The sequence below is a fragment of the Neobacillus niacini genome, from assembly GCF_031456445.1.
Classification (GTDB): Bacteria; Bacillota; Bacilli; order Bacillales; family Cytobacillaceae; genus Neobacillus; species Neobacillus niacini_I.
Genome location: NZ_JAVDUQ010000002.1, coordinates 131,907 through 143,993 on the forward strand (window position 1 = coordinate 131,907; position 12,087 = coordinate 143,993).

Annotated in this window: 13 protein-coding genes; 8 read left to right on the forward strand and 5 right to left on the reverse strand. The window is 38.2% G+C overall.

Translation table 11 applies throughout. The features are described from left to right. The first annotated feature begins 160 nt into the window (after positions 1 to 160). Positions 161 to 3,010, forward strand: coding sequence for a 2-oxoglutarate dehydrogenase E1 component (locus tag J2Y67_RS03370; protein ID WP_310170574.1), 2,850 nt, complete (start codon positions 161 to 163; stop codon positions 3,008 to 3,010). Beyond that, a complete protein-coding gene (odhB, locus tag J2Y67_RS03375; protein WP_310170576.1) occupies positions 3,003 to 4,280 on the forward strand; it encodes a 2-oxoglutarate dehydrogenase complex dihydrolipoyllysine-residue succinyltransferase in 1,278 nt (425 codons plus the stop codon). Before J2Y67_RS03370 ends, odhB begins: the two co-directional genes overlap by 8 nt. 65 nt (positions 4,281 to 4,345) lie before the next feature. Here odhB and sda read toward each other — a convergent pair whose 3' ends face one another. Further along, on the reverse strand, positions 4,346 to 4,471 hold the full coding sequence (gene sda, locus J2Y67_RS03380; RefSeq protein ID WP_396954039.1) for a sporulation histidine kinase inhibitor Sda: 126 nt from the start codon (positions 4,469 to 4,471) through the stop codon (positions 4,346 to 4,348). 189 nt (positions 4,472 to 4,660) lie between these two features. On the opposite strand from sda, the gene J2Y67_RS03385 reads away from it, so the two are divergent. The 3 genes from J2Y67_RS03385 to J2Y67_RS03395 all read left to right on the forward strand — a co-directional run bounded on the left by J2Y67_RS03385 (position 4,661) and on the right by J2Y67_RS03395 (position 6,358). Continuing rightward, positions 4,661 to 5,422, forward strand: a complete 762-nt coding sequence (locus tag J2Y67_RS03385; RefSeq protein WP_310170580.1) for a VOC family protein — start codon at positions 4,661 to 4,663, stop codon at positions 5,420 to 5,422. A 90-nt stretch (positions 5,423 to 5,512) separates the two neighbouring features. Next, positions 5,513 to 5,716, forward strand: a complete 204-nt coding sequence (locus J2Y67_RS03390) for a DUF6501 family protein (RefSeq protein ID WP_310170583.1) — start codon at positions 5,513 to 5,515, stop codon at positions 5,714 to 5,716. 57 nt (positions 5,717 to 5,773) lie between these two features. Continuing rightward, positions 5,774 to 6,358, forward strand: a complete 585-nt coding sequence (locus J2Y67_RS03395) for a GNAT family N-acetyltransferase (protein WP_310170585.1) — start codon at positions 5,774 to 5,776, stop codon at positions 6,356 to 6,358. 40 nt (positions 6,359 to 6,398) lie between these two features. On the opposite strand, the gene J2Y67_RS03400 is transcribed toward J2Y67_RS03395, so the two are convergent. Next, entirely contained in the window at positions 6,399 to 6,986 is a 588-nt protein-coding gene (locus J2Y67_RS03400; RefSeq protein WP_310170587.1) for a YhcN/YlaJ family sporulation lipoprotein, read from the reverse strand. Between the two features lie 142 nt (positions 6,987 to 7,128). Between J2Y67_RS03400 and crcB (J2Y67_RS03405) the strand changes: the two genes are divergently transcribed. Together crcB (J2Y67_RS03405) and crcB (J2Y67_RS03410) are read left to right on the forward strand one after the other, a co-directional pair. Then, positions 7,129 to 7,512 (forward strand): fluoride efflux transporter CrcB, encoded by a 384-nt coding sequence (gene crcB / locus J2Y67_RS03405; RefSeq protein WP_310170588.1) that lies wholly within the window; start codon positions 7,129 to 7,131, stop codon positions 7,510 to 7,512. Then, complete coding sequence (gene crcB, locus J2Y67_RS03410) at positions 7,509 to 7,868, forward strand: fluoride efflux transporter CrcB (RefSeq protein ID WP_310170592.1); 360 nt, start codon at positions 7,509 to 7,511, stop codon at positions 7,866 to 7,868. Before crcB (J2Y67_RS03405) ends, crcB (J2Y67_RS03410) begins: the two co-directional genes overlap by 4 nt. Before the next feature lie 37 nt (positions 7,869 to 7,905). Here the strand turns inward: crcB (J2Y67_RS03410) and yidC are convergent, their stop codons facing one another. Then, on the reverse strand, positions 7,906 to 8,700 hold the full coding sequence (gene yidC / locus J2Y67_RS03415; RefSeq protein ID WP_310170595.1) for a membrane protein insertase YidC: 795 nt from the start codon (positions 8,698 to 8,700) through the stop codon (positions 7,906 to 7,908). Positions 8,701 to 9,208: 508 nt separating this feature from the next. On the opposite strand from yidC, the gene J2Y67_RS03420 reads away from it, so the two are divergent. After that, positions 9,209 to 10,444 carry a cation:proton antiporter gene (locus tag J2Y67_RS03420; RefSeq protein WP_310170597.1) on the forward strand — a complete coding sequence of 412 codons (1,236 nt, stop codon included), beginning with the start codon at positions 9,209 to 9,211 and terminating at the stop codon, positions 10,442 to 10,444. A gap of 27 nt (positions 10,445 to 10,471) precedes the next feature. Here the strand turns inward: J2Y67_RS03420 and J2Y67_RS03425 are convergent, their stop codons facing one another. Both J2Y67_RS03425 and pflA read right to left on the reverse strand, forming a co-directional pair. After that, complete coding sequence (locus J2Y67_RS03425; protein WP_310170599.1) at positions 10,472 to 11,203, reverse strand: urease accessory protein UreH domain-containing protein; 732 nt, start codon at positions 11,201 to 11,203, stop codon at positions 10,472 to 10,474. A gap of 125 nt (positions 11,204 to 11,328) precedes the next feature. After that, complete coding sequence (gene pflA, locus J2Y67_RS03430) at positions 11,329 to 12,066, reverse strand: pyruvate formate-lyase-activating protein (RefSeq protein ID WP_310170600.1); 738 nt, start codon at positions 12,064 to 12,066, stop codon at positions 11,329 to 11,331. Positions 12,067 to 12,087 lie beyond the last annotated feature (21 nt).

The following is a 12,087-nucleotide window of genomic DNA, read 5'->3' on the forward strand; positions in this document are numbered from 1 at the left end:
TGTCAAGAGAGGTTTATAATGCTATAGTAGTCAAAGTTATTACTATTTCCATGGTGAATAAAATAAAATGAATTTTTGATTTAGCGTTGGTTTTTTTGTCTGAATGGGTAATAGTAATAAAGACTATGAATTTAAGGTTTTGATTGGAGGGGATTTAAGGATGAACAGACCAAATGTAGACAAAAAAGCTTATTTGGAGAGTTTTTTTGGCCCCAATCTTGGATATGTCATTGAACAATTTGAAAAATATCAACAACATCCGGAAACCATTGATCCGGAAATGAGATTGCTATTTGAGCAAATGAGTGAAGTGGATTTTTCACTTTTGCAGAATAATGTGCAGGTTGTTCCTGAAACAAGGTCGGTTCAAACAGAAAAAATATTGGCAGCAGTTAAGCTTGCGGAAAATGTCCGTGCATATGGTCATCTTGCTGCTACTATCTATCCTTTAGGAAATAAGCGGGAGGAAGTAGATTTAATTAACCCTGCAAATTACGGGCTAAGTGTAGAAGATTTAAAATCGATGTCAGCTGATATCATGTTGAAAAATCCTCCTGCTGCCATTAAAACGGCATATGATGGATACCTTTGGCTTAAGGGAATTTATACAAAGTCCATCGCATATGAATATGATCATGTACATAATGTTGAGGAAAAAAATTGGCTGCGGGATAAAATCGAAAAAGGAAATCTTCATAGCAATTTAACAAATGAGAAGAAGTTAAAAATCACTAAACGGTTAATTGAAGTGGATGCTTTTGAAAAATTCCTTCATAAAACCTTCGTGGGTCAAAAAAGATTTTCAATTGAAGGCTTGGATACTATGGTTCCATTGATTGATGAAATTATTTCAGAAGCAGTGGTAGACGGTGCGGAAAATATTAATATCGGAATGGCCCATCGAGGCAGGCTGAATGTTCTGGCACATGTCCTAGGAAAACCGTATGAGATGATTTTTGCTGAGTTTCAACATTCACCGAATAAGGAGCTTGTTCCTTCAGAAGGTTCGATTGGCATCAACTTTGGCTGGACAGGTGATGTGAAATACCATCTTGGATTAAACCGCCAGATTACCGGTGAAAATTCCAAAAAAGCAAAGGTATCACTTGCCAATAACCCAAGTCACTTGGAATATGTTGGGGCTGTTGTCGAAGGATATACCCGGGCAGCACAGGATAATCGTAAAGCACCGGGTTATCCGGATGAAAACATGAAGAATGCACTTGCGATTATAATTCACGGTGATGCGGCGTTCCCTGGAGAGGGAATTGTAGCGGAAACATTAAATCTTAGTGGCCTAAATGGGTATCGTACCGGTGGAACCATTCACATTATTTCCAACAACACAATAGGATTTACAACCGAATCCCGTGATTCCAGGTCTACCCGTTATGCAAGTGATTTGGCAAAAGGATTTGAAATTCCAATTTTACATGTAAATGGTGATGATCCGGAAGCAGTTCTTGAAGCTGCAGCTTTAGCGGCTGAATATCGTTCGGTATTTCAAAAAGACTTCTTAATCGACTTAGTTGGATATAGAAGATTTGGACATAACGAAATGGATGAGCCGATGACAACAAGTCCGCAAATGTATACATTAATTCATAAACATCCGGTTATTAAGGACCTATACGCAGATAAACTCAAAGCTGCAGGAATTCTTAAAGATGAAGAGTTTAAACAGATGGAGTCAGAAATCCAAGAAAAACTTCAAGCTGCCTATGAAAAAGTTTCAAAATTTAAAGATCATCATGAGACAGAGGAACCTGAGATTCCGGTTTTCCTTGAAGAGGAGCCAACAATCGCAACAGGTGTTCCACAGGATCAGCTAAAACAAATTAATCAGGAACTTCTCCAATGGCCACAGGATTTCAAGATATTTAATAAACTGGAAAAAATCCTTAACCGCCGCGTGGATGCATTTGAGGAGAACGGCAAGGTTGATTGGGCATTGGCTGAAACATTAGCATTTGCAACCATTTTAAAAGATGGTACTCCTATCCGAATGACGGGGCAAGATACCGAGCGCGGAACATTTGCGCACCGGAATTTAGTACTGCATGATTCTGTTACAGGAAAGACATTTTCACCACTTCACCAAGTTTCTGATGCCAAAGCATCATTTGCTATTCATAACAGTCCACTAACAGAAGCGGCAGTAGTTGGCTTCGAATATGGCTATAATATTTTCGCACCGGAAACACTTGTGATTTGGGAAGCACAATATGGTGATTTTGCAAATGCAGCACAAGTAATGTTTGACCAATTTATCGCTGCAGGAAGGGCAAAATGGGGACAGAAGTCAGGACTAGTCTTATTATTGCCTCATGGATATGAAGGCCAAGGACCAGAGCATTCAAGCGGCAGAGTAGAAAGATTTTTGCAATTAGCTGCTGAAAAAAACTGGTCAGTTGCCAATCTTACAAGTGCAGCCCAATATTTTCATTTATTGCGCAGACAGGCAGCACTGCTTTTAAAAGAAGAGATTCGTCCTCTTGTTTTAATGTCACCAAAAAGTCTATTGAGGAATCCGCTTGTTTCCTCACCTGCAAGCGAATTAAGTTCAGAGGAATTCAGACCGGTAATAGAACAATTTACCCATACAGGCAAGGAAGATAAAGTAGAGCGAATTGTCCTTTGTACAGGTAAAATTGCAATTGATTTAGCTGAGCAATTAAAAAATAATCAAGAAAATGAATGGCTTCAAATTTTACGTTTAGAGGAAATTTACCCGTTCCCAACAGCAATTTTAGAAAATATTTTTAGCAAATATAAAAATATAAAAGAGATTTTCTGGATACAAGAGGAACCGAAAAATATGGGTGCCTGGTATTTTGTAGAACCGCGATTGAATGAAATTGCCACGAATAGGATTCGTGTTCAATATATTGGTCGCAGAAGGAGATCAAGTCCTGCAGAGGGAGATCCAAATGTTCATAAGCTTTATCAATCAAAAATTATACATGCAGCATTAACGAGGGCAGAAGATGGAGGGTTAAACAATGGCTGAAATAAAAGTTCCCGAATTAGCGGAATCCATTAGCGAGGGTACAATTGCCAAATGGCTTAAAAATGTGGGTGAATTTGTAGATAAGGGCGAATACCTGGTAGAACTGGAAACAGATAAGGTAAATGTGGAAATTATCTCAGACTATGCAGGAGTTTTAACGGAGCAAAAATATGAAGAGGGAGATACGGTTAACGTTGGGGAAGTCATTGCAACCGTAAATGAAAACGCTTCAGGCGCCGAAGCAGCTGCACCGTCTGTACCTTCAGAACCGAAACAAGAAGCAGCAACTCAACAAAAGGCTGAACAACCGGTTATGGAATCTTCACAATCACCAAATGCGAACCCTACACCTGCTGTTGAAGCAACTGACGGAAATCAGAATCGTCCGATTGCTTCTCCTGCAGCTAGAAAGCTTGCAAGGGAAAAAGGCATTGATTTGCAAAATGTACCAACTGCTGATCCTCTTGGTAGGGTTCGCAAGCAGGATGTATCATCCTATCAGCCAAATGCAGCAAAACCAGCTGCTAAAGCAGCTCCTGCTCCAATGGCAGTTGCACAAGATCCAGCAAAACCAGTTTTACGTGAAAAAATGTCAAGACGCAGACAGACAATCGCTAAGCGCTTGTTGGAAGTTAGTCAAACAACTGCAATGCTGACAACCTTTAATGAAGTTGATATGACTGCTGTTATGGACTTGAGAAAGCGAAGAAAAGACAGGTTCTTTGAAGAGCACGATGTTCGTCTTGGATTCATGTCTTTCTTTACAAAAGCTGTAGTAGGCGCTTTGAAGCAATTCCCGCTTCTAAATGCGGAAATTCAAGGGGATGAACTGTTAGTTAAACAGTTTTATGATATTGGTGTGGCTGTTTCCACTGAAGATGGACTTATTGTTCCTGTTATTCGTGATGCTGATCGTAAATCCTTTGCTGAAATTGAAGGCAACATTTCTGATTTAGCGAAAAAAGCAAGAGACAATAAATTAGCATTGAGTGACCTACAGGGCGGTACCTTCACGATTACAAACGGCGGGGTATTTGGTTCTTTAATGTCCACTCCGATTTTAAACGGCCCGCAAGTAGGGATTTTGGGAATGCATAGTATCAAGCTTCGTCCGGTTGCCATTGATAAAGATAAAATGGAGAACCGCCCGATGATGTATATTGCGCTATCCTATGATCATCGGATTGTCGATGGAAAAGAGGCAGTAAGCTTCCTTGCTAAAGTGAAGGAAATGATTGAAGATCCAGAGTCACTTCTTCTGGAAGGATAACTTAAAAATTATAAAACCGCCGAGTTGCTTTTTCGGCGGTTTATTACTTTTTAATAGAAGGTAAATCAGCTTTTCTTAAACGGTCTCAATCCACGACGGTGAATTTCATCTTTTAAAATTTTGATCCATTCCTTTTCCTTACCAGACTTTAATGCATCCCGATATGACACAACTAACTGCTCGTTACTCATAATTTTCACCTTAAACGCCTCCTCGGAAAATGGATTGAATATTCAGTTTTTATTATTGTAATGGTTTTCACGTAAAATGAAAACCCCTTATTCATAAAAATTTCTAACAAAAAAATGAAAAGCATTTCAATAGGACTCCGATTTGATTCACTGTAGAATAGAGACAGTGAAAAGAAGGAGGAAATAGACTTGTTGGAATTGGATCATATTGTCGTTTTTTTAAACCGCAGTCCCATTGAGGCTGTCCATGAATGGAAAAAATATCAGCTAAAAGCTATTCGCGGGGGCAGCCATACAAAATGGGGTACCTATAATAGCTTAATGTATTTTGGATTATCGTATATTGAGTATTTAGCAGTTGAAAATTCAGAGGTGGCAAACAGGTCGCAGAATCCGTTAATATCGCAACTCTTAAATGACAGCAAACGATTTGAAGGTTTTGGCCAGATTTGTTTCCGAACGAGTGATATTGTGAGGTTAAAAAAAGATTTAAAAACAAAAGGATATCATCCAACGGAAATTTATGAAGGAAAAAGATTGCGGGATGATGGAGTAGAGATTTCATGGAAGATGTTGTTTATCCAAGAAGACGGAGTGCTTCCCTATCCATTTTTCATCCAATGGAACCAGAGTGACCAAGTGAGATTGGAAGATCTAAAACGATCCGGGATACTGCCTCCAAGTCAGGAAAGCCAATCAGTTAAATCCATTTCCTTTGTCGTTTCAAATGTAGAACAAGTTGTCGCTGACTGGGCTCGATTGTTTGGTGTACCAACAGTATTTAATAATAAAATTAAAGTTGGAAGAACAGAACTAATTTTCCATAATAAAGATGATAGTGAAATTTTGATGGACATCCATAAATTAAAAGGAGACAGACCCTTTCAGATTGAAATCAATCCACCAATTAAAAGCAGATCCATTACTGTTTTTGGTGATCATTATATGTAAAAAATTCAGGTGTACCATATAGAAGAGTTGCACATGACTGCTGTGATTGATTATACTAATAGATGGATAAAGACGGAAAGGGTGGCCGCAATGATTCATTTAACATGGCGTGACCGTGAAACATTAAAAAAAGTAAAATGTGTACATACGGATGCCAAAAAATATATTGTTAATCGTGCTTTAACTGCCGGCAAAATATATGATGTGAAAAATGAAACAGAGGAATTTTATTACATTGTTGATAATACCGGTAAAGTTGGCGGATTTTACAAAGAATATTTCCAAGAAGCATAAAGAAATTAAGACTGACAGGCGCAGCCTGCGGTCTTTTTTTGAAGGGAAGCATGAAGGATGAAATTATGGGGAGATCTTTTTACACTTCAAGGAGAAACTGTTCGTTTAGAACCAATCAGTATGGATCATTTAGAGGAACTTTGGGAGGCGGCAAGACCTGATGAAATCTGGACTTATATGGCAACTAAAGTTCGTAATAAAAAAGAAATGGAAGAAATGATTCACGCTGCCATTAAAGAAAGAGAGAGAGGCACGCAATACACCTTTACGGTCATGGATCAACGAAACAATCAAATTATTGGCAGCACAAGATTTTTAGATATTTTGCCTGCTCATAATAGCGCAGAGATTGGCTCGACATGGTATCACCCAGATGTATGGAGAACAAGGGTAAATACAGAATGTAAATTTTTAATGCTGAAACATGCCTTTGAGAAATGGAATTTAAGAAGAGTACAGTTGAAAACAGACTCACGTAATCACCGCTCACAGCAAGCAATCGCCAGGTTGGGAGCCGTGAGGGAAGGAACTCTTAGAAAAGATAGAGTCATATCCGATGGTTATGTTAGGGATACAGTCTTTTTTAGTATTTTAAATGAGGAATGGACCCATGTTAAAAATGATCTCATTGAAAAATTATAAAATGCCTGGCAACCGCCAGGCATTTTAAGCTAACCTTTTTTTAGTCTTTTAGGTCAGGGAAAACGCGGCGGACTGCATCGGAAAATTCTTTAAAGAATCCGGTTACCGGTCTGCCGTTACGAATATCACCAGCCCATTGATTCATTTGGCCAAAAAAATCTGGATTGGCGGATATATAAACATTGTCGATATCACGGTCCACGGACTTCACTTTGTCAGAAATTTTATCTTCAAGACCATTTGTTAATTTATCATTGCCAGACAATTTAACAGCTACATATGCATTATCGTCTGAAGCAATAACATTTGCTGTATCGACTTCTTTAAGGTCAGCAATACGGTCAGCTGCTTTATCAGCTACCCTCATACGATTGCGATTGTCATTGTCATTAACAATGTCATTGTCATTGTCAAAATCGACATCTCTAACGTTGTTTCGATTCAGTCTTGTATCATTATTGTCCACACCAGTAATAGCAGGCCCACCATTTGGATTATAATTTACTCTTGTGGGTTCATTAACATTTCTATTTCGTGTTGCAACATCATCGTTCACATTATTTCGGGCGCACCCTGTTAAATAAAGGCTAAAAACAAGGGAGCCAATTAAAAAAACACTTTTTTTCATGCTGTTCAGCACTCCTTTTTCTTAGTTGTACAAGGATAGCATTCCATTTATAAATAAAAATATTCAACCGGTTATGACGCAAGAAAAACATGGATATGTTAAAATGAAATGAATTTTTATTTGGTTATCGAGGTGTTTAAATTTGGTTTATTGGTTTGTCGGAATGGGCGGCATTATTGGAAGTTTATTGCGCTATGTATTATCCCTATTAGCAGTTAATATTTGGGGGGAACATTTTCCAATTGGCACTCTTCTGATTAATTTGACAGGAGCTTTTCTGCTGGGGTGGTTTTCCAGCAGGTTTGCCCATTCAAAAAAGCTTCATCCTTATTTTATTACCGCTTTTTCAACAGGGGTGGTTGGTTCGTATACTACCTTTTCAACTTTTTGTTTAGAAACGGTTCGCTTATTCGAAGCTGACGATTATTTTAAAGGAATGATCTATGTATTGCTTAGTTTATTTGGCGGCCTTTTATTTGTAAAAATGGGGCAGAATTTTGGGGATGAAACGGGGAAAGCAAAATGACTGAAGTACTTTTTGTCTCAATTGGCGGATTTTTCGGGGCCATTGGCCGTTTTGTTATTAGCAAATCCCTCCAAAAGCGGAGCCAATCCGGGTTTCCAATTGGAACCTTAACAGTGAATTTAATCGGTGCCTTCCTGTTAGGATTTATTGTTGGAATTCCAATTAAAGGGCATTTGTATAGTTTACTTGGCATTGGTTTTATGGGAGCTTTTACTACCTTTTCAACATTTAAGCTGGAACTAGCCGGTTTAAAAAAAAGCAAAAAAAATAAACATTTTTTTCGCTATTTAGTTATTAGTTATCTTGCCGGAATCATCCTGGCCTTTTTGGGGATTTTAGTCGGGAAGGAATTATAAAAAGGAAGCATCGCCTGTGATGCTTCCTTTTTCAATATTATTTTTGCTTAACTGCTGCTACTTCTTCTTTTTTATGACTTTGATACAATTTACGACTGATCATGGTTTGAATGATTAAGAATGTTCCCCCGACAACCCAGTAAAGCGGAAGTGCAGCCGGTGCTTGAAATGAAAACATCACAATCATTAATGGAGAAAGTAATCCCATATACTTCATTTGCTGCTGCTGTTGGGTAGGCATATTGGATTGGGAAACTTTAAACTGGAAATAGTAAATTAATCCGGCAATGATTGTAATTGCAATATCAGGGTGGCCAAGGCTAAACCATAAAAACTTATGATGAGCAATTTCTTGTGAACTACGTATCGCATAATAAAATCCTGTCAATATCGGCATTTGAATAACGATTGGTAAGCAACCCATATTCAGCGGATTTACCCCATGTTTTTGGTAAAGGCCCATCATTTCTGCCTGCAGTTCCTGTTTCTTTTTCGGGTCCTTTTCAGCCTTCATTTTCTTCTGGATCACATCCATTTCAGGCTTGAGAACGTCCATTTTTTCCTTCATCGCCATTTGGTTTTTATATTGTCTCAACATTAATGGCATTAAAATAAGCCTGATGACAAGAGTAACAAGGATGATGGCTAACCCGTAATTTCCATTGAAGAAATCAGCAACGGATTGGATCACAACTGAAAATGGATGTACAAAGTAGGTGTGGAAGAATCCTGTACTTTTTCCACTTTGAGCCTGACTTGAACAAGCTGAAAGTAATATTGTTGTTAAGGATAAAAGTGCAATTAATAATAGTGAAGATCGTTTTGTTTTCATATTTCCTCCTAAAATGTGGTTAAATTGTATAAATGTAATGAGAGGAAACAGGATCTTCCGGATCATCCTGTGAACATTTTTTTCTACGAATATATTTGACAATTCTTTTTAGAATAAAGTTCCCATTTAAACGGCTTTTTTCTTTATAAAAATAAATGGGGTGAATAATTTTTGTGTCCGCAGGATTGGACAAGGAGTCCATAAAAGAATATTTCACACTCCAAGACAGCAGAAATTTCAAAGAAATACCTAAATATAAGCTGACATAGAGGGCGGTAAGTGTATTAATATCGGAATGATCAATCAGAATCTGGAACAAAAATTTTCACCTCACTTTTAAGCCAATGATAAGAGTATAAAGGAGTTTTAGCAAATAATCAAATACTGAATTGTGGAAGGAATAATAGATTACAAGAATCACTTCCCATCGACCGTTGGCGGTTTATTTTTATAAAAAATGAGAAAAGTAAAGATGTGGGTATATATTTGCACAAAAGGAGTTTTATTTTTGAAAGATTTAGATGTGCATTCCATTTTTGTTATAGGGTTCGCACTCATCATGCTTGCTGCCTTCGTTACAGCCATCGCAAAAAAATTAAAACAGCCTTATCCAATTGCATTAGTTTTAGTTGGTGCATTGATCGGTCTTACTGATTTTTCCGCTTTATCATCATTAAAAAGCTTTATTACGCAGGGGGAAGTATTTCATTTTGTCATCGTGACCCTATTTTTGCCTGCTCTTTTAGGGGAAGCATCGCTAAAACTCCCTTTTCCCCAGTTGAAACATAATAAGCTTCCGATTCTGGCTCTTGCCTTTGGCGCAACGTTAATTTCCTATTTGGCTGTTGGGCTTTCTTCACATTTTACACTGAAATTGTCGATTCAAGCGGCATTTGTATATGCCGCATTAATGAGTGCCACGGACCCGGTAAGTGTTTTATCGATCTTTAAAAGTGTTGGGGTCAATAAAAAATTAGCCATCATTGTGGAAGGAGAAAGCTTATTTAATGATGGCATGGCGGTTGTCCTCTATCAGATTTCTGCGTTTTATTTATTAACTTATTTGGATTTGGGCTGGGAAGGTTTGGGTATGGGAATCTGGATGTTTGTAAAGGTCATTTTTCTTGGGCTTATTGTTGGCGGAGGCCTGGGATACGGTTTTTCCATTTTAACAACGTTTTATGACGATTATCCGCTTGAAATTATCTTTAGTATCATTTTGTTTTACGGCTCCTATTTATTAGCTGAAAGTGTGCATGGATCAGGTGTGATTGCTGTCGTTGTAGCAGCCATTATTTTAGGTAATTATGGAGCTAGGATTGGCATGTCTCCAACCACGAGATTAAACATTGGAATCTTTTGGGATGTTGCTGCGTTGTTAGCAAATTCAGTTGTGTTTTTAATGGTGGGTCTCGAAATTACACGAATCGGTTTAAGCAATAAATGGGGGATGATTTTTGTGGGTATTCTGATTGTTTTAATCGCCCGAAGCGTTGCGGTCTATTTAAGTCTTATTTTTGAAAAAGATTTTCCATGGTCTTGGAAACATATTATAAATTGGGGAGGGCTAAAGGGCTCACTCTCCATAGCACTTGTTTTAAATCTTCCATACAGTTTTAAAGAAAGAGATGAATTATTGGTGTTAACGTTTTTCGTCGTATTATTTTCCTTAGTAGTTCAAGGGTTGACCGTAAAACCGTTGATAAAGTTATTACAAGTACAAAAAACAGAAGAAAATCAATAAAAAGAGCGGACAGACTCCGCCCTTTTTTTAAAGCCAATAGGTCATTGTATCGAATATACCAAGAAGTAGGAGGAAGGCGCCGGCAGTTTTTTGTACGCGCAATCCAAATTGTCGACTTTTTTTCATAATTGTCCCATCCATTCCGAGAAACCAAACCATAAACATAAAGATAAGGAGTGGAAGGGATGTACCGATGGCAAAAATACTTGGGAGAACAGCCCCGTAATTAGAACTTACTACGATAGGCATAAGGGTCAGGAAAAACAGAACGAACATGGTTGGGCAAAAAGCAATCGAAAACGAAACTCCCATTAAGAATGATCCGAAAATCCCTCCGTTCTTTTGATTAGGTATAAATGAAAAGAGCTGGTTCATCCAGTTTAATTGAATCACTCCTATTAAAAATAAACCTAATAAGATGATAAATGGTCCGATCAATTTGCGGAAAACCACAAAGAAACTCGTCATCGCTGTTTGAAATTCTTGGCCAATCAACCAGACGGCCATGCCTAAACCAGAAAATACCACAATTTTTCCAAGAATAAAGAAGAGTGCCTCCATCCACGTTTTCTTAGTCTGCAGGCTTTTATTTCCGTAGTAGGTAATCGCGCTAATATTGCTTGTAAGCTGACAGGGGGCAAGGGCACCAATTAACCCCAGCAAAAAGGCAGCAATCAGCGGGAATTGTTTTGTTTCATAAAATAATACTTGAAAGGGACTGCTTAAAACCCTACTGATGGAATTAAAAACCTCATACATTCCGCTTCACCCTTTAATGCTTTATTTTTTGAGTTTTATACTATTAATTTATCAAAAATAAATGCAGATAGAAGGAAGTTCACAATATAGTAAGAAAAAACACCGAATCCATCCTGGATTGGTGTTTAGGCTTTCCAATGGGCTGAAAGCAATTTGTATGAGAATGCTACTTTTTCTTCGCTAGGAGGCTCCACCCCTTTTAAAGGGTATTCATGTCCCAATGCCTCCCATTTATACACCCCAAGCTTATGATAGGGGAGGATTTCGATTTTTTTTACATTTTCAAGGGTGCCTATGAATTCTCCCAGCTTTTGCAGGTCTAAAGGGTCATCTGAAACCGTGGGAACAAGGACATGCCGCACCCAAATTGGTATCTTACGGTCCGATAAAAACCTTGCAAATTCAAGAATATGGTCATTCGCCATCCCGGTCAATTGAATATGTTTCTTTCGATTAATATGTTTTAAATCAAGCAAAATTAAGTCTGTATATTGTAATAATTCCTCGAGCTGTTCTATAAAAAGAGTAGAATGGGAGAAACAGCCCCCGGACGAGTCAATTGTCGTATGGATTCCCTTCCGTTTACATTCCTTAAATAATTCAGTAAGAAAAGGAATTTGTAACAATGGTTCCCCGCCGCTTACAGTGATTCCACCGCCTGAAGCCTGAATAAAAGGGAGGTAACTCATGAGATCGTCCATCACCTCAGAAACCGTTATTTGTTTACCTGTGCCAATTTCCCATGTATCGGCATTATGACAAAACTGGCAGCGCAACTGGCACCCTTGCGTAAAAATGACATAGCGTATTCCCGGCCCGTCGACAGTCCCTAAAGTTTCAATGGAATGGATATTTCCGTTCATGATTGTTAATCCCCTTTCATT